Raw genomic sequence first — 22,166 nt, forward strand, 5'->3', positions numbered from 1 at the left:
GACCCTCCCGGCCCGTGCCCGCTGTCTGTCGAAGCCCAGCTCCCTGCCAACCAGTACGAAGCCGGATCACAGCCGACACCTTGTGCGAGCCCCTCCTTTCCGCAAAGCTCGAACCCATGCCCTGGCAGCGACGCTCAAAACTCCTGTGCGCTTCGCTCGTCGCCCTCGGCATCGGCGCCACGGTAGCCAGCGCCGACGGCTGCAAAGCCCCGGAGGACCCCCCCTACGTCGAGCAGCGCGAACCCTGCTCCGACCACAACCCCCTGCGCAACGTCTACTTCGGCGACCTCCACGTCCACACCAGCTACTCCTTCGACGCCTACAACAACGACGTCCGCGTCGACCCCTTCGGCGCCTACGCCTACGCCCGCGGCCAGACCGTCCAGCTCCCCGACGCCGCCGGCATCGGCGTACGCGAGGCGACCATCGACCGCCCCCTCGACTTCGCCGCCGTCACCGATCACGGCGAGTACCTCGGCGAGGTCGCGGCCTGCGTCGACCCGGACTCCCCGGCCTACGACACCGAGCTGTGCGCTGGTCTGCGCGCGGGCGACCCCGCCGTGATGGCCCAGTGGGGCCTCGAGCTCGGCGCCTCCAACCCCGTCCGCTCGCCGATCATCTGCGATCTGGTCGACTGCGGCGGCTACCTCGGCGACGCCTGGGCGCGGACCCAGGCCGCCGCCGAGGAGGCCTACGATCGCAGCGCCTCGTGCTCGTTCACCAGCTTCGTCGCCTACGAGTGGTCCGGCGCCACCAAGCTGTCCAACCTCCACCGCAACGTCATCTTCCGCAGCGAGGTCGTGCCCTCGGTCCCCGCCACGCACTTCGAGGACCCGACCAGCTGGGAGCTGTGGCGCTCGCTCAAGTCGGGCTGCATCGACGCCGGCGGCTCGCTCAACGGCTGCGACGTCCTGGCCATCCCGCACAACACCAACTGGTCCAACGGCAACATGTTCATCGCCGAGTACCCCGAGGACCCGGCGATCAGCGGCGGCGACACCCAACTCGAGCTCGCCAAGCTGCGCGCCGAGCTCGAGCCGATCATGGAGGTCTACCAGCACAAGGGCGACAGCGAGTGCATGAACGGGGTCTCGGGCATCCTCGGCGAGCCCGACGAGCTGTGCGAATTCGAAAAGCTTCGCCAGGGCGAGTTCGAGGACTGCGGCGACGGGACGGGCATGCAGGGCATGGTCAACGGCGGCTGCGTCTCGCGCCTGGACTTCGCCCGGGGCATCTTGCTCGAGGGCCTGAGCGAGCAGGCGCGGCTGGGCGTCAACCCCTACAAGCTCGGGCTCATGGCCAGCACGGACACCCACAACGGCACCCCGGGGGCCGTCGACGAGGCCGCCTACCTCGGGCACTTCGGCTCGGCCGAGGGCGACGCGAACTTGCGCCTGACGGGCGCTGTCCCGGGCGGGCCGATGGACTCGCCGGGCGGCTTGATCGCGGTCTGGGCCGAGGAGAACAGCCGCGGGGCGATCTTCGACGCCATGCGCCGGCGCGAGACCTACGGGACCTCCGGCCCGCGCATGGCGGTGCGCTTGTTCGGCGGCTGGGGCTACGCCGAGGACGCCTGCGCCAGCCCTTCGCTCGTCGAGCAGGGCTACGCCGAGGGCGTGCCCATGGGCGGGGACTTGCCCGCGCGCGCCGAGGATGACGGCGACGCGCCGCGCTTCATGGTCCAAGCGTTCAAGGACGCCGGGACCGAGGCTAGCCCCGGCCACGACCTCGAGCGCGTGCAGATCATCAAGGGCTGGGTCGACGGCGAGGGCCAGCGCCACGTGCAGGTCTACGAGGTCGCCGGCGAGCCCGGGGACGCGAGCGTGGACCCGAGCACCTGCGAGACGTCCGGCTCTGGATCCGCCTCGCTGTGCAGCGTGTGGCAGGACCCGGACTTCGAGGCCTCGCAGTCGGCCTGGTACTACGCCCGCGTCGTCGAGGTCCCCACCTGCCGGTGGAGCACCCGCGACTGCAACGCGCTGGCCGCGGCCGGCGAGGAGCTGCCCAGCGCCTGCGAGGTCTACCCCGACGTCATCCAGGAGCGGGCGTGGACCAGCCCGATCTGGTACACGCCGGAGTGAAGGGAGCGGTGGATGATCGCGGCGCCTTCGCGCGTAGACCTGGCGTGGGCCCTTCGAGGAGTCGGAGTCGGCGAATGACGTGGATCCTGCTCGCGCTGGCGCTCCTCGCCCTGCTCGCCCTCCTCGTCGCTGGTGGCAGCCTGGGGATCTCGCGGCTCATGGTCACCCGCGCCGAGCCCAAGACCCACGCCCTCGACGACGCCCCCGCCCGCGAGGTGGTCCTGGTCCTCGGCGCCCGGGTCCACGGCGACCGCCCCTCGAACATGCTCGAAGATCGCCTCGCGGCCGCGCTCGAGCTCTACGAGTCCGGCCGGGCCCAAAAGCTGATCCTGTCCGGCGCCCACCACCGCGACGACTACGACGAGGTCACGGTGATGCGCCGCTGGCTCGAGGACCGGGGCGTGCCGCCGGACGACCTCTACCTCGACCACGCCGGGCTGCGCACCCTCGACAGCATGGTCCGCGCCCGGGAGGTGTTCGGGGTCGAGCGCCTCGCCGTGGTCAGCCAGGACTTCCACCTGCCGCGGGCGGTCTACCTGGGCGAGCAGGTCGGCATGGACACCATCGCCGTGGTCGCGCCCGCGGGCTACCGCTATGCGGAGAAGGTGCACCGCTACAACGCCGCGCGCGAGCACCTGGCGCGGACCCGGGCGTGGCTGGACCTGCACCTGCTCGGGACCCCGCCGCGCCACGGCGGCCCGCCCATCGATCTGGGCGCCTCAGGCCGAGCGACGCACTAACTCGCGCGTTCGTTGGGCTCGGGCACACGCAGCTGCACGGTCTGGCTGTCGCCGCTGCCCTCGGAGCTGGAGCTGGAACTGGACCCGGACTCCTCGGGCTTGGCGTGGGCCTCCATGCGCCGCCGAACCTCCTTGCGGAACAGCGCGATGGGCAGGTCGGCCTGGACCAGCTTCTCGTCCCGGGCCCCGACGGTGCCGCCGGGCGGCTGGGTCTCGATGATGCGCTGGTCCTGCTTGAAGATCACGCGGTTGGCCGGGCGGAACACGCGGGCGATGAGCGCGGCCAGGCCGGGGACGCGCCCGCGCTTGACGTAGGTGCGCAGGTACATCCGGGTGTGGGTCTCGTCCACGGGGGCGAAGGCGATGACGCTGTAGTTGTTGGGCCCGCCCACGGCCATGATCCAGGTGTTCGGGAACATGTAGTGCAGGGGCGTGTGCGGGACGCCCTCGTCGTCCTCGTAGTGCGCGGGCCAGCAGCTGAGCAGGTCGCCGTCGAGCTCGGCGCGGACCTCGATGTCGGGGGGGAAGCCGGTGCCGATGGTGTTGTGGTGGGCGAAGGGCAGGTGGGCCCAGTCGAGCTGGTTCTCGACGTTGCGCATCCACCCGACCTGGGTCGTCTCGACGAGGGTGTCGTGCACGTAGCCCTCGTCGACGGCGGCGAAGGGGCCGGACCAGGGCAGCTCGGGGTAGTCCCCGGCGGCCCGCGGCTGACCCCACCACATCCACACCATGTCGTGGGCCTCGCGCAGCTCGAAGGCGGTGTTCGCCAGGTGGCGCGGGCGCTGGGCCTCGGGGCCGTTGCAGGGGACCTTGACGCAGTTGCCCTCGCCGTCCCAGCGAAAGCCGTGGAAGGGGCACTCGATCTGCCCGTCCTTGACGGCGCCGGCGGACAGGGAGGCCGAGCGGTGGGGGCAGCGATCGAGGACGGCGCGCAGCTTGCCCTCGGCGTCGCGCCACAGCACCAGGTCCAGGCCGAAGCGACGCAGGGCCACGGGCTCGCGGTGCGCACGACGGAGCTCGCGGCGGATGGCGATGACGTGCCAGGCTTCGGGGATGTACATGGCGGGTCGACTCCGAAAGCGGCGGCTGGGTCGCCACCTGTCGAACGATGATGGGCCCACGGGCCGCGTCGTGTCGATGATCGGGTGAACGGCGGCGCCTTGGCCAGCCTCTCGACCCGAGTGCTTTTCGGTGTAGCTGGCGCGGCGTGCGGATGACGGGTTGCTTTATTCGCAGGCCACCGCGCGGAGCACCGGGAAGTCGTCGCCGAGGACGAAACCGAGCAGGGTCTGGGCCGCGCTCGACCGGTTGATGCGCTGCTTGAGGGTGCCGCCGGCCACGCCGTCGAGGATGCAGGCCGCGCTGAGCACCCCGCCGATGTCGCCAGACAGCACCGCGGCCAGGCGCAGGTCCGAGGCGAGCACGGAGCGGGCCGTGGCCGAGGGCGCGAACTCGTAGCCCGACAGGCTCTCGCAGCTGCGCTCGAGGGCCTTGCGGTTGCGCCGGCTCAGGTGCTTGCCGAGGTGGTTGCTGACCTCCTCGAGGCGGCGCGGGTCGGGGTCGGCCGTGATCGCGTTGAACACCCGCACGGTCTCGAAGGTGGTCGCGATGAGCAGGTCGAGGTCGACGGCCGGGAGCGCGCGGACCAGGGCGCCCTGCCACGCGCGCCGGGCCAGGGCGACGGCCGCGAGCCCGCGCCAGGTCTGGAGGTCGCCCTGCATCCACAAGTTGGTGCCGATGCGCAGGGTCGGCGGGCTGCCGGGCAGCATCACGCAGGCGTTGTGGGAGGACGCGCCGGTCAGCGTGGGCGCGGAGCTGCCGATGACCTCGGACCAGTTCTCCAGCAGCAGCTCGAAGCTGTTGGGGTTGGCGCTGGCCGGGATCGGCTGGGTGTCGTCGGGCGACAGCACGCTGAAGTCGGAGGCCATGCGCAGCAGCGCCGGCTCGACGGCGATGAGCAGCTCCTGGATGTCCTGGAGCTCGGCGGGGGAGCGCAGCCGCTCGCGGTGCAGGGGCTCGTCGAGGAGCTTGGCCAGGCCCATGGGCGTGGCGGCGCGCAGGTGCTCCCGCGGCGCCTTGGCCTTGCCCGGATCGATGGCGTAGGCGACGGCCTCGGCCGTGGCCGCGACCAGGGGCTGGTGCTGGTGGCTGATCTCGGTGAGCAGGTGGAGGTCGCGGAGCGAGAGCGCGGAGCGGGCGATCTTGGCGACCATGGCCGCGCGGATCGCCGGCAGGTACTCGACCACGCGCTCGGACTGGCCGTTGCGCTCGAGCAGGTGCATCAGCAAGGACACGCTCTCGCGGTGCCCGGGGTTGAGGCGGATGGCCCGCTCGGCGGCGCTGAGGGCCTGGGTCTGGTGGGCCTCGCTCGTCGACAGCAGGCGAGCCTGACGCAGCTGGGTGTCGTGGAGCTTCTTGCGGTCGCGCTCCCGGGAGATGAGCCGCTCGAGCAGGACCGCGGCCTCGATGGCCTGGCCGTCGCGCTCGAGCAGCTCGGCCATCAAGCTGATCGCCCGGGCGTCGCCGGGCCGGGCCTCGAGCACGACGCGGGCGTGGCCGAGGGCGCGGTCGAGGGTCGCAGGATCGCTGCCCAGGGAGGTGGCGATGCCCATGCGCAGGTCGACGGCCGAGGGCTCGCCGGGCTCGTAGAGCTCGAGCAGGCGCTCGGTGGTCTCGGCGGCCTCGCGGTCGCGGCCGAGCTGGCGGTGGCAGCGGACGAGCTCGTGCAGGGCCTGCTTGCCCTGGGGCTTGGCCTCGACCGCGGCCTCGAGGTAGCGGACCGCGTGCTCGAGCTCGCGGCTGTGCTCGGCGAGGAGCAGGGCGAGATCGTAGCGCGTGTCGGGCTGGCGCACGCGGGGGAAGACCGAGGTCAGCAGGTTGAGGGCGGGGGCCGGGTCGCCGAGCTGGTTGGCGAGGCCGCGGGCGAGGCCGAGGGCGTCGCGGTGGCTGGGGTCGCGGTCGAGGATGCCGGTGAGGATCTCGAGGGCCGTGGCCGCCTCGCGGGGATCGCCAGAGGTGCCGGCCCGGACCGCGGCGTCGCGGGCCTCGGCCATGAGGTTGTGGAGCGAGACCGTGGCCGCGGCCGCGCTCACGGCCGGGGTCGCGACGGCGCCCTTGCGCAGGTGCTCGAGGCGCTCGCGGCCGAGCTTGGCCGGGAGCAGGCCGGGCATGGCCTTGAGCGCGGCCGAGTAGGCGCGGCGGGCCTGGTCGACGGCGCCCGCGTGCTCGAGCAGCTCGGCGCTCTCGAGGTAGAAGATGGCCCGCTCGGCGTCGGACTGGGCGCGCACGGCCCGGGCGCTGACGGCCTCCATGGCCTGCAGGGGCGGGTTGGGCTCGCTCAGCAGGCGCTCGAGGTGGCGCACGGCGTAGGGGTTGCCCGGGTCGGCGTGGAGGGCCTCGAGGATCGCGGTCGCGGCCAGCTGGCGGTCCTCGCTGATGCGCTCGGCCGACAGGGCCTCCTCGCCGCTGCGGGCCTGGTTCTCCGAGAGCAGCAGCTCGGCCGCCTCGACCAGCAAGGTGGCGCGGAAGTGGGGGTCCGTGCTCGAGCGCGCGGCCTGCAGGTAGAGCGAGGGCAGGGTCTGGCGGTCGTCGAGATAGCGCAGCAGGGTCTCGAACTCGCGGCGCAAGATCGGATCCGTGGGCGCGAGCTGGAGGGCGCGCTCGTAGCTGCGCCGGGCCTCGCTAGCGGTCTCGCTGCCGCCGCGCAGCTTGACCCCGGGCCGGGTCGCCTGCAGGCGGGCGAGCTGGGTGAGCAGGGCGACCTTGGTGCTGCCCTCGGACTCCTCGGCGAGGGCCTCGACCAAGCGCACGAGGTTGCCGTGGTCGTGGTGGGCGACGAGCAAGCGCCGCGGTCGCTCGGCGCCCAGGCCGTGGTCGGGCTGGGCGCCCAGGGCCGCGCGGTAGTGCTGCAAGGCCGCGTCGAAGCGCCGGCTCGACTCCTCGAGGTCGCGGGCCATGGCGGCCTGGCGGGCGAGGGCCTCGGCGAGCAGGCCCAGGCGGTAGTGGTGGTCGGCCAGCAGCGGGACCGGGGCCGGGAGGTCCTGGGCGCGCAGCAGGTCGTAGGCCTCCTCGATGCGGTTGTTGACCGTGAGCAGCTGGAGCAGCAGCTCGCGCGCCGGGTGCAGGTCGGGGTTGGCCTCGTAGGCCCGGCGCAGGTACTCGATGGCGCGGTCGTGGTCCTGGAGCTCGTCCAGGCACACGCGCGCGGCCTTGAGCGCGAGCACGGCCGGGTCGGTGACCGTGTCGACGCTGGGCTCGTGCAGCCCGAGCAGGGCCTCGAGGTCGCCGTTGTCCCGGTACAGGCGGGCCAGGGCGCGCAGGGCCGGGGTGTAGCCGGGGGTCAGGCGCAGGGCGTGCTCGTAGGCCTCGCGGGCCGAGTCGCGGCGCTTGAGCTGGAGCTCGAGGGTCTCGCCGAGCTCGACCAGCACGGCCGTGCGCGAGACGTCGTCGTCGAGGCGCTCGACGAGGTGCTGCAAGGTCGTGACCAGCACCGGGGTGCGGTTCTCGGCCCGGCACAGCGCGGCGAGCTGGAACAGCGAGAGCAAGTCATCGGGGTCGATGCGCGTGATCTCTTCGAGGGTCGCGATGGCCAGGTCGACGTCCTCGAGCTCGCGCTGGGCCATGGACGCGACCCGGCGCAGGGAGGCGAGGCGCTCGGGCCCGTCCTGGGTCTCGTCGGCCTGGCGCTGGAGGGTGGCGACCGCTTGGGGCCAGCGGCGCATCTTCTCGTAGACCCGGCCCAGGGCGCGCAGGCACTTGGGGTTGTCCGGGTCCTCGGCGACGGCGAGCTCGTAGATCTCGGCGGCCCGGGGCAGGTCCTGGCGCAGCTCCTCGTGGACCTGGCCCAGGCGCAGCAAGATCGCGGCGCGGCCCGGGCCGGCGGACACGGTCCGCGCCCACTCGTCGAGGTGCACGACCAGCCCGGCGATGTCGCCGGTGTACTCGAGCAGCTCGTCGAGGGCCTGGCGGACCCAGCGGTGCTCGGGCAGGTGGACCAGGCAAAAGCGCAGGTCCGACTCGAGGGCGCGGACGAGCTCGCGGCGGTCCTCGGACAGCTTGGGCAGGCCCGTGACCGTGTCCTCCGGGTCCGGGCTCTCGTCGACCATGCGGCGCAGGGTCTCGCGCCGGGTCCGGGCCATCTGCTCGCGGACCAGGGCCTGCTCCCGCGGGGCGTCGAGGGTCCGGGCCACGCGGTCGAGGACGTGGAGGTTGGCGGGCAGGCCGTCGGCGTCGCCCGAGGCCACGCGCTGCTCGATGTAGAGGGCGACCTCGGACAAGGGCGCGAGCATGTCCGAGCCGTCGGCCATCCGCGGCTCGCGGGCGGCGAGCTCGCGGACCAGGCGATCGACGGGCTCGCGGGACTCGGCCAGGGTCAGGAAGGCCAGGTGCAGGGCCGTGCTCGTCGACAGCGGGTCCTCGGCGACGTCGGCGAGGTGGCGGTAGAGCTTGCCCAGGCGCGCCGGGTCGCTGGTCCCCGCGACCAGGCGGATCAACCGGCGCAGGGCGGTCTCCTCGCGCGGATCGGTGTCGTGGGCCTGCTGGACCAGGGCGATGCGCTCGTCGGGGTCCTCGCTCAGGTCGGTGAGCTCGAGCAGCAGGTAGAGGCGCTCGCGGCTGCTGGTGCAGGTCTCGAGGCGGCGCTCGACGAGGGCCCGGGCGGGCTCGCGCTGGCCGCTGATGGTCGCCGCGTCGGCGGCCAGCATCATCGCCTCGGGGTGGTCGGGGACGATGCGCAGGGCCTCGCTGTAGGCGTCGAGGGCCCTCCGGCGGTTGCCCATGGACTCTTCGCATAGCAGCCCGAACTCGACCCAGGCCGCGGCCCGCTCTTCGGCGTCGAGGCCCGCGTCGAGGCCCATCTTCTCGAGCCGGGCGAGCTCCTCGGCCACGGAGTCCGCGGCCGGGCGCAGCTCGAGCAGGGTCTGGGCCATGGGGCTGCCGCTGTCGCGCAGCAGCAGCTGGCCCTCCTCCCGGCGACCGAGGCGATCGACGAGGATGCGCCCGGCCTCGGCCATCAGCGTGCTGCGCACGACGATGTCCTGGGCCTGGCGGCTCTCCTCGGCGAACTCTTCGGCCAGGGTCTGCCAGGCGTCGGCGTTGCCCGAGGGCATGGCCGTGGACAGCAAGCTCGAGTGCAGGCCCGAGTGCACGCCCCACAGCAGCGAGGGGCTGTCGACGAGGGTGGGGGGGACCTGCTCGCCGCCCTCGCCCCGCTCGACCTGATCGAGCAGGTCGGACAGGTCCAGGGCGCCGGTGGAGTCGTCGAGGATCACGTTGGGCGAGCCCGTCGTGAACAGCTCCTTGCGCAGCTCGAGGTCTTCGCGTCGGCGACTCACAGCAGCTCCTCGAGTTCGTCGTGGTTGAGGGCGGCGCCGTAGCCCAGGGCGCGGCGCAGGCCCAGGTGGTCATCGCTGAGCAGGTAGCCGAGCAGGGCCGTGGCGCGCTCTTCGATCAGGACCTGGCGGGCGCCCTCGGGGCCCCGGGTCGGGCCGGCGGCGAGCAGGCGCTCGAGGCCCGGGCGGGGGTCGGCGGCCGCGACCACGCCCGCGCGGTCCTCGGCCATCAGCAGGGCGTCGCGCAGGCGCTCGGGGTCGAAGGTGTCCGTGGCCGAGGCGAAGTTGCGCGCGGCCTGGACCAGGTCGACGCGGCTGGCCGCGTCGGGCAGGGACTTCACGACCCAGTCGGCCAGGGTCCGGTCGATGGGCGGGGTCTCGCCCTGGCCCTGGGCGAAGGCGTCGTCGGACAGCTCGATGTCGAGGGAGCGGACCATGCCCATGAGCAGGCCCAGCAGGCGCGGCCCGGCGTTCTCGGCGTGCAGGAAGTCGCCGCCCGTGGCCAGGCGCAGCATCGCCCGACCCAGCAGGTCGCGGGAGCGCGGCGCGAAGGGGGCGCTGTTGACCCGGCGGCTGACGATCAAGGTGGGCGAGCTGCCCAGGTGCGCGACCACGCTGTGGTCGGTGGCGGAGTTGTCGATGAACACCAGGGGCTGGGGCATGCCCAGGGCGTCGGCCAGGGCCCGGGCGACCATGACCACGCCGGAGCTGCTCGGCAGGCTGCGCCCGCGCACGATGTCGACGGGCGGATCGGGGACGCCGGGGAGCTCGGACAGCAAGAACACGCCCTCGTGGAGCAGGACCAGGGCGTTGCTGCACGGCAGGTCGCCGACGAGCAGGTCGAGGGGCTTGCCGTCCTGCTCGTTGGGCAGGGGCCAGGGCTCGACCTGGAGGCGGTCGCAGGCCGACCAGGTCCCGGACTCGCCGGCGATGCCCTCGACGTCGGTGACCTCGAGGATGGCCGTGGACAGGTAGACCCCGTCGAGCTCGCCGAAGAGATCGAAGAGCTCGCGCAGGCCCCGGACGGGGGCGTGGTCGATGCCCTCGCCGAACTTCGAGCGCACGCCCTCGGCGCGCAGCCACGCGCGGTGGTGGGCGACGCCCGCGAGCAAGGAGGCCTTGGCCTCCTCGCGGCGGTCGAGCTTGAGCAGCACGCGGTGGAGCTCGCGGAGCACGTCGAGGTCCGTGGGCTCGAGCAGCAAGAGCTCGCGCATGAGCTCGACGGCGACGTCGGGCTGGCGCAGGGGCCCGCGGTGCAGATCGGCCAGGGCCCGGAGGCTGCGCACGCGCTGCTGGCCCTCGCTGAGCTCGACGAGCAGCTGCAGGGCCTCGACGCGCTGGGACAGGGCCCCGTGCTCGGCGGCGATGCGGTCGGCGGACAGCAGGGCGTGGCGGGGGTGGAAGCCGCCCCGGCCCGCGGAGAGGTAGTGCTCGATGGCCGCGACGGCGTCGCCCGCTTTTTCCTGGGCGTCGCCGGCGAAGTAGTGCAGGGCGGCGGCGCGCTCGGGGCTGAGCTCGCGCTGCAGGGCCCGGCGCAGCTCGTTGACGACGTCGGGCCAGCGCTCGAGGCGGGCGTAGCCCTGGGCCAGGTCGGCGTGGATGCCCGGATCTTCGGGGAAGTGCTCGAGGCCCTGCTCGAGCAGGTCGACGGCGGCCTCGGGCCCGTCGGTGTGCCCGGCCAGGCGGGCGTTCTCCCGCACGGCGTTGGGGCTGAGCAGGTCGAGCTCGGTCAGCGAGGCGAGCCGGCGCTCGAGCAGGATCTGCAGGGGCGGCGCGCCGTGGGAGCCGTGCGCGACCTTGGTCCGCTCGAGCCCCCGGAACGCGAGCTCGTCGGCGGGGTCGAGGGCGAGGGCCTGGGCGAACAGGGCCCAGGCCTGGGAGTTGTGCGACTGGGGCTGGGCCGTGCGCAGGCTGATGGAGCCGGCCCGGCACAGCGCGCGGACCTTGTGCGCCGGCGCGCTGAGGTAGCTGGCCAAGCGCTCGAGGGTGGCGATGGCCTCGGCGATGCGCTTTTTCCCGCCCATGCGCTCGAGCACCCGGGCCTTGCAGTGCAGGGCGGGGATGTAGCTGGGGCTGACGGTCAGCGAGAGCTCGACGGTGGCGAGGGCCTGGGACAGGTCGCCGCGGCGCTCGTGGAGCTCGGCCGCGATGGTCGCGAAGGCGGCCTGCTCGACGGGGTGGTTGGCCGTCGCGCCGGCGCGCTGGAGGTCGGCGGTGCGGTTGCTGTAGCTGCTCTCGCGCTTTTGCTTGACCCGCAGGCGACCGCGCCGGGCGAGGGCGTGGCCGGGCTGCTGGTCGAGGATCGCGGCGTAGCCCGCGTCGGCGCGGTCGAGGTTGCCGGCGGTCTCCTCCGCCCGCGCGCCGCGATAGAGGTAGGCGAGCACCGTCGGCTGATCGTTGCCGATCTCCTCGCCGAACTGCTTGGCCGCGGCCTCGAGGGCGCCCGCGGCCCGGGACGGTCGGCGGGCCCGGAACGCGGCCCGGGCCAGGCGCAGCTGGGTCACGAAGTCTTCGGGGCGGGCCTCGGCCACGGCGGCGAGGTATTGGATGGCGACGACGGCCTTGGGCGTGAGCTCGGCGAGCTGCAGGGCCAGGGCCCGGCGATCGTCGGCGCCGCGCTCGGTGGTCAGCCCGGCCTCGGCGAAGGCCTGGAGGTCGCGGCTGCGCCCGAGCTTTTCGTACAGGCGCAAGAGCAGGGCCCGGGCCACGCCGAGCTGCGGCCACAGCTCGAGGGCGCGGACCAGCTCGCGCACGGCCCCCTCGGGGTCGGACAGGTGCCGGGCGCGGATGTTGGCCGAGCGGTGCAGCAACAGGGCGCGGGTCCGCGGGCCCTGGACCGCCGCGACGTGGGCCTCGATCAGCTTGACGAGGGTCGGCCACTGGCTCAGGCGCGTGGCGAGGTTCTCGGCCGCGTGCAGGGCGGGGAGGTGCCGGGGGAAGCGCTCGAGCAGCTGCTCGAGCTCGGTCAGCGCGTCCTCCGAGCGGTCGAGGCGGGTCGCCAGGATGCTGGCGATCTCGAGGCGCAGGGACACCTGGCGGCTGCGATCGGTGGCGTAGAGCAGGCGCTTGCGGAGCAGCTCGAGCAGCCGGTCCCAGTCCCGATCGCCGCGCAGCAGCGCCTCGAGGCTGGTCATGCTGGCCTGGTGATCGTCGACCTGGTCGAGCGCGACCTCGAAGAGATCGCGGGCCTTGTCGCGGTCGCCGAGCTCGAGGGCCAGCTCGCCCGCGCGGTGCGAGAGCTTGGCCTGGCGCACCGGGCTGAAGGTCAGCCGGATCTCCTGCTCGGTGATCTTGAGCAGCTCCTTGGTCTTGCCCTGGCGCGCCATCAGCCGGGCGAGGCGCTGGAGCGAGGGCATGTGCTCGGGGACCTCCTTGAGCAGCGCGACCAAAAAGCGCACGGCCCGGTCGGCGTTCTCGTCGCCCTGGTGGAGCTGGCCGAGGACCGAGAGCAGGAACACCCGCCGCGCCGGGGACTTGGCCCCGTCGAGCTCGGCCTCGTAGTACTCGGCCAGATCTTCGGGCCGGCCCATCTGGTGGAGCACGCGCTCGAGCCGATCGCGGGTCGGGCGGTAGCCCGCGGCGATCTGCGAGGCCTCTTCGTAGAGGCGGCGGGCGCCCTCGAGCTCGTCGAGGCGCTCCTCGAGGACCTGCCCCGCGCGCAGGTAGGCCTGCGCGGTCTCGGCCTTGGTCAAGCCGGCGTGCTCGGCCGTGGCGATCTGCAGCTGGAGCAGCTCGAGGAGCTGGGCCCACAAGCCGTTGGTGATCAAGTAGCGGGCGGTGTCCTCGACCGCCGGGATGTGGGCGGGGAACAGGCGCAGGGCCTTGCGCATGGCCGCCAGGCCCTCGTTGACCCGGTCGAGGCGGATCATCGCCAGCCGGCCCACGCGGTAAAAGAGCTCGGCGCGGACCGGGGCCTCGTCGTCCCCGATGGCGCGCAGCTGGCCCAGGCAGGCGAACAGCGCGACCTCGTAGCGGCTCGAGCTCATGGCGAGCTCTTCGAGGTTGCGCCACAGCGAGAAGTTGTGGGGCTGGGACTCGGCGGCGGCGAGCAGCAGGGCGACGGCCGCGTTGCGCTCGCGGTGGTCGTGGAGCACGAGGCTCGCCCGGGCCAGGGGCATGGCGCGAAGCTGCTCGGGGCGGGCCTCGGCGTCGAGCTCGAGGGCCTGGAGCATCAGCGCCGGATCGCCGCGCAGCTCGGCCACGCGGAACAAGTCGCCGGCCAGGCCCAGGTGGCGCGGGACCAGCTCGAGGGCGTGCAGGAGCATGTCCGCGGCCAGGTCGAGGTCGCCGCCGTGGCGGGCCTCGAGCAGGGCCAGATCGTGGAGCAACCCGGCGGCCGCGCCTTGATCTTCGAGGACCTCGAGCTGGCTCTCGAGGTTGGCGATGGTCCCGAACACGTCGCCCCGGGCCAGGGACACGCGCTCGACCGAGCGCAGCACCGCGAGATCCCGCGGGGTCGCCTTGAGCGCGGCCTCGTGGCATTGCTGGGCCGCGCGCAGATCCTTGAAGTAGCGCTCGACGAGCTGGCCGCGCTCGCGGTAGAGCGCCGCCGCCTCGCGCGGGTGACGGGTCGCGCGAATCTCCTGATCCAGGAAGGTGACCGCGTTGCGTACGTCGTTGCGGTCGCCGTAGACCCGGTAGAGCATGCGCATCGCGGGGCGCAGCTCGGGCACGAGGGCGAGGGCGGCGCGGAGGTTCTCGACCGCCGCGTTCTCGTCGCTGCGCTCCAGCGACCAGCGCGCGATGGTGAACGCGAGCACCGCTCGGAGCTCGCGTTCATGCTCGGGCGTTTGCTGGAGGGCCGCGAGGACTTCGGCGAAGGGCCGCTGCTCGCGAGTTGGGCTGGCGCCGGGCATCAGTCGAGGGGCCTCCGGCGCAGGGTTGCCGCGCTCTGAGAGTCGCCGCGCATTCGTCGGCGATTGTACACTCTAGTACCGCGTGTCCGAAGACAGGAGACAGGGGCTCAGCTCTCGGTGAGCTCTGCTACGTAGTCGTTCAGGTGGTAGAGAGTGGGCTCGGCCCCTTGGGCGCTCCGCCGGGTAGCGAGGAGCTGGACGATGAGCTGGAGCGTCTCAAAGCGGCCGGTGAGACTGTAGTACTGGTCCTCGGGCATCGGCGGGGTCTCGGCGAGGCGCTCCATGACCCAGTCGTGCTCGGACTGGACCGGGGTGGGGGGGGCTCCTTCGGCCGGAATCTCCGTGGAGCCGCTGGGGGCGGCCTCATCGGGGCGCTTGCGCAGGTGGTAGGCCCCGTCGAGCTCGGCCCCGGGGGGCAGGCGCGGGTCGGTGAGCTCGGCCGGCCCCGAGAAGATGGCCTCGTAGGCCATGTCGACGGGGGAGAAGTGGACGAAGGCTGGCTCGAGCAAGATCCGGAGTCGCCGGGGCTCCTCGCCATCGCCGATCCACTGCGCGCCAAACTCGCGGCGGACCAGCTCCCCGAACCAGGCCCCGGCCTGCGCGGCCACGAGCGCGACGATGGGGGGGCGATCCTCCTCGCGGAGCATGGACAGGTAATGATCGATGAACGCGAGGCTGCTCGCCTCATCACCAATTTCGAACTCGAGGCTGCGCTGGATCTGCTCGCGGAGCCCCGCCGCGAGGGATTGGACGAGGGCCTTGGAGGGGCTCGGCTCGGAGGCCTGCGCGCTTGTTCCGCTGGAGTTTGAGTTGCTGTCGATCACGGTGCTCGGTGCAGCTTTACACCACGATTGGCCCGGCGCTATCGTGCGGCGGTGACGAAGGTCCTAGGCTCTAGCTGGGCCGTCGACGTGTCGTATGCGTGTCGATGCGGCACCCATTATCGGGCCAAGCGCTGGCGGTGGATCGACCGAGACGCCGCCCACGACGAAGCCGAGCGCGCCCACCGAGAGGGACCCGTCCGCGGTCGCTGCCCAAATTGTGGGGAGCCGGCCAAGGCGATGATCGACTGGTTGGAGATCCACATCTCGCGTCAGCGGGCCACGGTGATCCTCGGGCCGCAGCAGCGGGCGGACCTGCCCGGGGTGGTCGCCGAGCACGTCTCGGCCATCGAGGAACGCATCGCCGACGGGACCTTGCCCCACGCGACGGGCTGGTTGCTGCGGCCGCACTGGCGCTTCAACGACAGCGACGTGGTCACGGCGGTGCGCGAGGTGCCAACGGGGGAGATGAGAGGCGCCTCGGGGCCCGCGCGTCGAGCCGACGACAGCAAGGAGGACCCCGCGGAGACCGAGGACACGGCCAAGCGCCGCGCGCCCCGACGGCCGAGCGGGTCCCACGACACCGGCGGCGGGGTGACCCCCCGCGATCGCCAGTCCTCGGACGGGGTGCCCCGCCTCGTTGGCACCTCGTGGCCGCGCGAAGCCCCGGCGAGCCGGGCGGCCGACACCCACGTCGCGATGTTGACCATGGACCACGGGGCCATGGAGGGCGGGGCCGAGCTGGTCACCGTCAGCCTCGACCTCGACGAGGCCGGGCGCGCGATGTGGGGCCAGGCGGCCCTGCAGGTCCGACCCATCCACCTGCGCGGCCACGGCTACCCGCTCATCGGCGTGCGCCTGGTCGCCTCCTACCTCGGCCGCATGGCGCTCATCGACGGCGTGGTCGACGTGGGCAGCGAAGACGCGGGCCCGGTGTTCGCGGCCCTGTCCCGGCGCTTTCGCGTGCAGCTGGTGCTCGCCGGCGCCCGGGCGACCTCGACCTCGATCATTCGCCGGGAGGTCTCGGCCCGCGACCTCGAGCGCAACGCGGCGCTGTGCCTCGAGTCCGCGCGCGCGGCCTTGGCCCGCAGCGAGTACCCGCGCGAGGCCTTCGCCGAAGCCCTCGATCACCTGCGCGAGGCCAGCATCGAAGATCGTTTGCGGGGCGCTTCGGAGACCTTGCTGGCCGGCTCCTACCGCCACCTGATCTCGCCGCGCGAGACCTGGGTCGCCCTCGAGCACCTCGAGAACGCCTCGGACAAGCAGAACCTCGCGACCTTGCTCGAGGTCGACGGCCTGTCCGTCGACGAGTACGAGGCCATCCGCCGCCGCGTGCTCGTGGCCTCCGTCGAGCAGGGCCTGTGCGCGCCGCGACGCTTTTGGCGACGGATCATCGCCTCGGGCCTCGCCGACGACTTCGACGACTACGCGGGCCGCCTGTCCCGGGCCCGGGGCGAGGCCGAGAGCGAGGCCGAGGGCGACGACCTCGAGCCCGATCAGCGCCGGCTCGCGTGGGCCCGCATCGCCGAGCTTTGCGACCTCAAGCAGCTCGAGTACCCGCCCGAGCTCAGCGCCCAGCGGGGCGGCCACGAGAGCAGCGGCGGCCGAGCCAAGGAGCCCGAGGCGAGGCGAGAGCAGCGTCGCCGTCGGGCCACCGACGAGGCCGCGCGCTCGCGCAGCGCCGCCGGTGAGATCGAGACCCGGGGCGAGGTCCGTCGCGGCGGCGGGTCGCTGTCCGCGGACCTGCGCAATACCAACGTGCGCCTGCGCGTGGCCACGGCCTCCCTCGCCCAGGGCGGATCGAGCGAGGCCATCGTCGCGGTCCTCGACGCCCTCGATCAGTTCGACGAGGAGGAGCTGCTCGCGCTCTTGCCCAGCCTCGCCGAGCTCGGCACCCAGGTCGTCCCCGGGCTGCACGGCAAGCTCGACTCGCCGCGCCAGCAGGTTCGGCAGGCTTCGGCGATTTTGTTGGGTATCGTCGGCGACCCGTCGAGCATCGCGCCGCTGATTCGAAGGCTCACGCACGAGGACAGTCGCGTATGGTTTGACGTTGCCCGCGCGATCGGCAGCATCGGCTCGGCCTCCCTCGAGCGGCTGTGTGCACTCGTACGTCAGAGCGCGCGTGGGGACGCTTTTCCGATCCGCCACCGCGAGCTCCTAGCCCGCGCAGGCCGAGCCATGGCGGAAGTGGTGATCGCCGATGGGGGAGAGGACAGTATCGCGCACGACTCCGTCGAGGCCCTGGCCCAGTCCACGGAGACGGACATCTCTGTCGCTGCGGGTCGTGCCCTTGCTACACTCGGGGACGTGAGCGTGGCTGGTGCACAAGTTCGAGGCGAGCGATCCTTGCCCGACATGACGCAGCTGCGAGGCTTCGCTCGCCGAGCTTACGAAGCCATCCTCGTCCCCGAGTTCGAGATCCTCGACGACGAAGAAGTCGAAGTCGAGGCCGAGCTCATCTCCTGACTCGAGCTTTCCAACCATGCGCTACGGAATCTTCAGCGACACGCACGCCAACCTCCCCGCCCTGAATGCGGTGATGCGTTGCTTCGACCAGGAGAAGGTCGACGCGCTCATCTGCCTCGGCGACACGGTCGGCTACGGCTCCCAGCCCAACGAGTGCGCGGACATCGTGCGCAAGAACGCCAAGCACACCATCCTCGGCAACCATGACGCCGCGGTCGCTGGGCGCATGGACTACAGCTACTACTACGACGCCGCGCGCGAGGCCCTGGACTACCACCGGCGCATCCTCAGCGACGAGAACATGGAGTGGCTGCGCAACCTCGCCTACATGGAGAAGGACGAGGGCACGCACTTTTGCCACGGCTCGCCCGTGGACCTCGAGGAGTTCGAGTACATCTTCAGCGTCGAGCAGGCGATGACCTGCATCCCGATCTGGGAGCGCCTCGGGCAGGCGACCTTCATCGGCCACTCGCACCTGTGCAAGGCCTTCGCGATCAGCAAGGAGCGGGTCTTCGAGGTCGTGACCAAGCAGTTCGAGGTCCGCGAGGAGTACCGCTACGTCATCTCCGTGGGCAGCGTGGGTCAGCCCCGCGACCACGATCCGCGGGCCAGCTACACCATCTACGACAGCGGCCGGCGCAGCTTCGAGTTCAAGCGCGTCGAGTACGACATCGCCGAGGCGGCCAAGCGCATCTACGACATCGGCCAGCTCAGCGACAGCTTCGGCGCGCGCCTGTTCGCGGGCGTGTAGCGGGCCGTCTCCAACCACGCAAATCGGCGCTCCCGTCCCAGACGGTGAGCGCCGAAGTCGTTGGGGGCATGGCCAGCTGAGGCAGCCCTCAAAGTTTGTGCTCGAGGACGATGCGCGCGAGGGCGAGGCGCAGCGCGAGGGGGAGCTCGCCTTCGCCCGTGTGCCCGACCAGCGCTTCATGGACCAGGGTCGACTCGGCGGCGATGATCGCCTCGTCCTCGGTTGGGCGCCCGCCCCCGCGAGCGGCGATCGCCGCGGTCGGGAGCGTGGGCGCGCGGACGAGCGCGGCGACGACGTTGTCGGGGAGCAAGGGGTCGCGGCCGTCGAGGACGGCCAGGGCGCACAGGGGGATCTCAGCGGGATTCGTCGACGCTTCGACGTGGACGAGGATCCGCCAGCGCGCCGGTGGGTGACCGGTCAGGCCTTCATTGTTTGTTCCCACGCGAATCGCGGCGCTGGCGAGGCGCTCACAGGCCCACTCGTGAATGACCCACTCGACCTTCCACGCATCTCGCGCGCCTGCGAGGCGCACCGAGAGCTCGGTGAGTCGCTCGCGCCAGATGGTCGCCATCATCGACAGCGCCTCGGCGGAGGCGGCAGAGTCGAGGGGGGCGAGGGGGTGGACTGGGCGCATGGAGACGACGAATCTGAAGCTCTGCCGAGGGAGGCCGAACTGCCGGTTGGTGGGCTGGTGGCGGGTCTCGCCCCGAGAGGGCGGACCGCGCGTGGGTCGCTGGATGCTGCGCGCGGGTCGCTGAGGAGGCGCGCAGTGTGGCCGTGACCAGTACGGTTCTTACCACTAGCAAGGTGTGTCGCCCAGTCCTCGATGCAGAAAAAGTGAACCCAACTCGCGTTCTGTGAAGGACACTGCGCGACCTCTCAAAAGCACGAGGCACGTCCCGCCGCCCATGAAACTGACACTGGGATCCACATGAGCGCGCATGAAAGGAGCGAGCGGTCTATGCTCCCGTCTCGATGCCGCGCTTCGAAAGCGAGGATCGCTTCTGGGAGATCGAGCGGGAGGGGCGACGCATCCGGATCCGCTCGGGGGCCCATGGCGAAGCGCCCGAAGAGACCGTGCGGGCCGAGCACTACCTGCCCGTCGCGCGTCGGCAGTTCGAGGCGCTGATCCGAGCCAAGCTCGAGGAGGGGTATGTCCCCGTCGAGAACCAGGGGGACTCGGAGCTCGCCTGCAGTCCAGAGCTCGAGGCGCGGCTGCTGCAGGAGCTCGATCCCGACGGCGGCGGCGACCCCTCGATCGCGTGGTCCGTGCTCGGAGACTGGCTGGGCGCACGCGGCGACGTGCGCGGTGAGTTGGTGACCGTCGACGAGACCTTGCGGCGCTTCGAGCTCGATCCGATGGCGTCGAGCTTCGAGCGCGACCGCTTGGTCCGTCGCCGCCGCGCGCTGATCGACGAGTGGAGCCCGCGCTGGCTCGGCGACCTGTCCCAGCTGTGCGGCCCCAACCGGCCGGTCCGCCTCGATTGGGATCACGGATGGATCGCGGGGGCGCACCTGGGCACGGAGGTCGGCGACTTCGATCTCTCGGCCTGGCGCCTCGGCGCGTCGGACCTGGTCCCGGCGCTCGAGCGCCTGCTTCGTCACCCCCTCGCCGGCTTGCTGCGGACCCTCAACCTCACGCAGCTCGACCCGCGGGCCAAGGGCGACTACCAGCGCGCGCTCCGGGTGCTCGCCGAGGGGCCGCGGCCGGCCCTGTGTCGGCTGCAGCTCGGGACCCTCAAGGAGGGCGCCTGGGTCCGGGACAGCTCCGGGGTGCAGCGCAAACGAACGGTGCTCACGCGCATCGGCCCCCTCGACGATCTCGAGCGCCTGCTGCAGCTCGCCCCGCGCCTTCGAGCGTTGCGCCTGACCGGCCGACTGTTCGCGGGCCTGCCCGCCATGCCGCGGGTCCGCGCCCTCGAGCTCCACGTCCCGCGCCTGAGCGTGCGCTTGTTGTCGAGCCTGAGCGCGGGGCCGTGGACCGACCTCGAGCGCCTGTGGATCCGCTGCACGGAGGTCTACGACCCGTGGTCTCGGGAGCAAGCTGGGGACGCGAGACTGCGGGGCATCCTCAGTGGCCTGAGCGCGTCGAGCAAGCTGCGGGAGCTGTCCATCCAGGGGCCGAGCGGTCTGATCGCGCTGCTCGAGAACGTCGACTCCCTGGCGCTGCGCGAGCTTCGGCTGCCGCGGCTGAGCGAGAACACCGCTCGCTTGCTGCTCGATGGGGCCGACGCCCTGTCGAGGATCGAGCGCATCGTCGTCGAGGACGGCGAGGTCGAGGGCAGCTGGGACGCGGTGCGTCGCCGCTTCGGCTCGAGGCTGGTCTCGGTGCGAGGGGCCTTCGCGCCCGTGGCGGAGCTGGGCGAGCGCAGCCGCTGGGATCCGCAGCACTCGTGGCGTTGAAGTCCGGCCACACACCGCAGTTGCGCAAATGCGACAGCTGTGACCTCAGCCACCCGTGTGAGCCCACCTGCGGGCCTTGGTGACGTGGGGCTCTTTTTTGTCTCTCAAAGTCAGGGCAAATCACGGGCGTGAACGCTTCCGCTCGATCCAGCCGTGACCACGCCCGACCGGGCATCAGCGCCATCTCGATCTATCTGCCCCGCAACCGCGTCGACCTCGAGCGCTGGTGCGAGTGGACCGGCGCCCCCTGGGCCAAGGTCGCCGCCGTCGTCGGCCGCAGCTTCCGGGTCTGCGCCCCCGACGAGAACGTCTACACCATGGCCGCCAACGCGGCGCTCCAGCTGATCGAGGCCAACGGCATCGACCCGCGCCGGGTCGGCTACTTCGCCCTCGGCACGGAGTCCTCGACGGACAACGCCGCGGGCGCGGTGATCGTCCGCGGCATGGTCGACGAGGCCCTGCGGGTCCGCGGCCTGCCCAGCCTGGCCCGGGACTGCGAGGTGCCCGAGTTCAAGCACGCCTGCCTCGGGGGCGTCTACGCCATGAAGTCGGCGGCGCGCTACCTGGCCTGCGAGGGCCGCGAGCGCGTGGCCATCGTGGTCAGCTCGGACATCGCCGCCTACCGCCGGGGCAGCACCGGCGAGCAGACCCAGGGCGCCGGCGCGGTCGCCTTTGCGATGGAGGCCGAGCCCAAGCTGCTCGCCCTCGACCTCGACCGCGCGGGCTCGGCCTCGAGCTACCGCGGCTACGACTTCCGCAAGCCCTTCGCGCGCCACTTCATGGCCGACTACCGCGGCGAGGAGCAGACGCCCCGGGACTTCCCCGTGTTCAACGGCAAGTACTCGACGCTGTGCTACGTCGACGAGGTCATCGCGGCCCTCGACGCGATGTTCGGGCGCCAGGGCCTCGACGGCGATCGCCGGTCCTACTACGAGTCCCTCGCCGGGATCTTCTTCCACCGCCCCTACCACCACCTGCCGAGCACGGCCCTGGCGACGGCGCTGACCTGGGACCTGGCCCGGCAGGCGGCGGGCAGCGGGGGCGAGGCGCGGGCCCAGCTCGCCGCGCTGTGCGAGCAGGCCGGGGTGTCCGCCGAGGACGTCCTCGCCCAGGTCGACCGCCGGGCCGGCGAGGGCTTCGACCTGTGGGCCGAGGCGCGGGCGCAGGGGGCCGACCACGATCCCTTCGCCGCGGTCAACCACCTCGCCAAGCTGTTCCGCAAGCAGGCCTGGTACCGCAACTTCAGCGCCAACAAGCTGGGCCTCGGCGCCGAGCGGGTCCGCCAGTGCGGGAACCTCTACACCGCCTCGCTCCCGGCGTGGATCGCCGCGGGCTTCGACGACGCCTGCCGCCGCGAGGCCGCCGACGCGTCGATCCAGGCCGGCAGCGAGATCCTGCTCATCGGCTACGGCAGCGGCGACGCGGCCGAGGCCATCCCCGCCACGGTCATGCCGACCTGGCGCGAGGCCGCCGCGACCATCGGCTTCGAGGCGGCCCTGGCCAACGCCAACGACCTCGACCGCGAGCAGTACGAGGCGCTCCACGACGGGCGGGCCGTGGACGGCCTGGCGTCGACGCAGGGCTTCGTGATCCGCGAGGTCGGCAGCAAGGACCGCCCGGACTTCGCGGACATCGGCATGGAGTACTACGACTTCGTCTGAAGGCTGCCTTGCCCCCCTCCTCCGAGTGGGGCGTCTGCGCTGAGGGGGTCTGTCAAAA

11 protein-coding genes are annotated in these 22,166 nt (G+C 72.3%); 6 read left to right on the forward strand and 5 right to left on the reverse strand.

The genetic code is table 11. The features are described from left to right. The first annotated feature begins 116 nt into the window (after positions 1-116). Both PPSIR1_RS18165 and PPSIR1_RS18170 read left to right on the forward strand, forming a co-directional pair. The gene (locus PPSIR1_RS18165) at positions 117-2,081 is read left to right on the forward strand and encodes a DUF3604 domain-containing protein (RefSeq protein ID WP_006972574.1); all 1,965 of its coding nucleotides are present in this window, start codon (positions 117-119) and stop codon (positions 2,079-2,081) included. A 74-nt stretch (positions 2,082-2,155) separates the two neighbouring features. Beyond that, positions 2,156-2,821, forward strand: coding sequence for a SanA/YdcF family protein (locus PPSIR1_RS18170; protein WP_006972575.1), 666 nt, complete (start codon positions 2,156-2,158; stop codon positions 2,819-2,821). Here PPSIR1_RS18170 and PPSIR1_RS18175 read toward each other — a convergent pair. From PPSIR1_RS18175 to PPSIR1_RS18190, 4 genes are all read right to left on the reverse strand, one after another. Next, a complete protein-coding gene (locus PPSIR1_RS18175) occupies positions 2,818-3,882 on the reverse strand; it encodes an aromatic ring-hydroxylating oxygenase subunit alpha (protein WP_006972576.1) in 1,065 nt (354 codons plus the stop codon). The genes PPSIR1_RS18170 and PPSIR1_RS18175 overlap by 4 nt on opposite strands. A 165-nt stretch (positions 3,883-4,047) precedes the next feature. Next, positions 4,048-9,153 (reverse strand): tetratricopeptide repeat protein, encoded by a 5,106-nt coding sequence (locus PPSIR1_RS18180; RefSeq protein WP_006972577.1) that lies wholly within the window; start codon positions 9,151-9,153, stop codon positions 4,048-4,050. Beyond that, entirely contained in the window at positions 9,150-14,006 is a 4,857-nt protein-coding gene (locus PPSIR1_RS18185; RefSeq protein WP_006972578.1) for a tetratricopeptide repeat protein, read from the reverse strand. The genes PPSIR1_RS18180 and PPSIR1_RS18185 overlap by 4 nt, the downstream gene beginning before the upstream one ends. A gap of 107 nt (positions 14,007-14,113) precedes the next feature. Then, positions 14,114-14,830: a hypothetical protein gene (locus tag PPSIR1_RS18190; protein WP_006972579.1), complete on the reverse strand. Its 717-nt coding sequence runs from the start codon at positions 14,828-14,830 to the stop codon at positions 14,114-14,116. Between the two features lie 51 nt (positions 14,831-14,881). Between PPSIR1_RS18190 and PPSIR1_RS18195 the strand changes: the two genes are divergently transcribed. Continuing rightward, the gene (locus tag PPSIR1_RS18195) at positions 14,882-17,293 is read left to right on the forward strand and encodes a HEAT repeat domain-containing protein (RefSeq protein WP_157595683.1); all 2,412 of its coding nucleotides are present in this window, start codon (positions 14,882-14,884) and stop codon (positions 17,291-17,293) included. Positions 17,294-17,309: 16 nt separating this feature from the next. Next, on the forward strand, positions 17,310-18,044 hold the full coding sequence (locus PPSIR1_RS18200; RefSeq protein WP_006972581.1) for a metallophosphoesterase family protein: 735 nt from the start codon (positions 17,310-17,312) through the stop codon (positions 18,042-18,044). A gap of 88 nt (positions 18,045-18,132) precedes the next feature. Here the strand turns inward: PPSIR1_RS18200 and PPSIR1_RS18205 are convergent, their stop codons facing one another. Further along, positions 18,133-18,678 carry a hypothetical protein gene (locus PPSIR1_RS18205; RefSeq protein ID WP_006972582.1) on the reverse strand — a complete coding sequence of 182 codons (546 nt, stop codon included), beginning with the start codon at positions 18,676-18,678 and terminating at the stop codon, positions 18,133-18,135. A 341-nt stretch (positions 18,679-19,019) separates the two neighbouring features. Between PPSIR1_RS18205 and PPSIR1_RS18210 the strand changes: the two genes are divergently transcribed. Together PPSIR1_RS18210 and PPSIR1_RS18215 are read left to right on the forward strand one after the other, a co-directional pair. After that, positions 19,020-20,447, forward strand: a complete 1,428-nt coding sequence (locus PPSIR1_RS18210) for a hypothetical protein (RefSeq protein ID WP_006972583.1) — start codon at positions 19,020-19,022, stop codon at positions 20,445-20,447. Between the two features lie 128 nt (positions 20,448-20,575). Next, positions 20,576-22,108 (forward strand): hydroxymethylglutaryl-CoA synthase family protein, encoded by a 1,533-nt coding sequence (locus tag PPSIR1_RS18215; protein WP_006972584.1) that lies wholly within the window; start codon positions 20,576-20,578, stop codon positions 22,106-22,108. Positions 22,109-22,166: the final 58 nt, after the last annotated feature.

The sequence above is a fragment of the Plesiocystis pacifica SIR-1 genome (assembly GCF_000170895.1).
GTDB classification, from domain to species: domain Bacteria; phylum Myxococcota_A; class Polyangia; order Nannocystales; family Nannocystaceae; genus Plesiocystis; species Plesiocystis pacifica.

What these genes read in the sequence shown, in the direction of transcription:
- PPSIR1_RS18165 (WP_006972574.1), top strand. Translation starts at nt 117, where the DNA reads ATGCCCTGGCAGCGACGCTCAAAACTCCTGTGCGCTTCGCTCGTCGCC.
- PPSIR1_RS18170 (WP_006972575.1), top strand. Translation starts at nt 2,156, where the DNA reads ATGACGTGGATCCTGCTCGCGCTGGCGCTCCTCGCCCTGCTCGCCCTC.
- PPSIR1_RS18175 (WP_006972576.1), bottom strand. Translation starts at nt 3,882, where the DNA reads ATGTACATCCCCGAAGCCTGGCACGTCATCGCCATCCGCCGCGAGCTC.
- PPSIR1_RS18185 (WP_006972578.1), bottom strand. Translation starts at nt 14,006, where the DNA reads ATGCCCGGCGCCAGCCCAACTCGCGAGCAGCGGCCCTTCGCCGAAGTC.
- PPSIR1_RS18200 (WP_006972581.1), top strand. Translation starts at nt 17,310, where the DNA reads ATGCGCTACGGAATCTTCAGCGACACGCACGCCAACCTCCCCGCCCTG.
- PPSIR1_RS18205 (WP_006972582.1), bottom strand. Translation starts at nt 18,678, where the DNA reads ATGCGCCCAGTCCACCCCCTCGCCCCCCTCGACTCTGCCGCCTCCGCC.
- PPSIR1_RS18210 (WP_006972583.1), top strand. Translation starts at nt 19,020, where the DNA reads ATGCCGCGCTTCGAAAGCGAGGATCGCTTCTGGGAGATCGAGCGGGAG.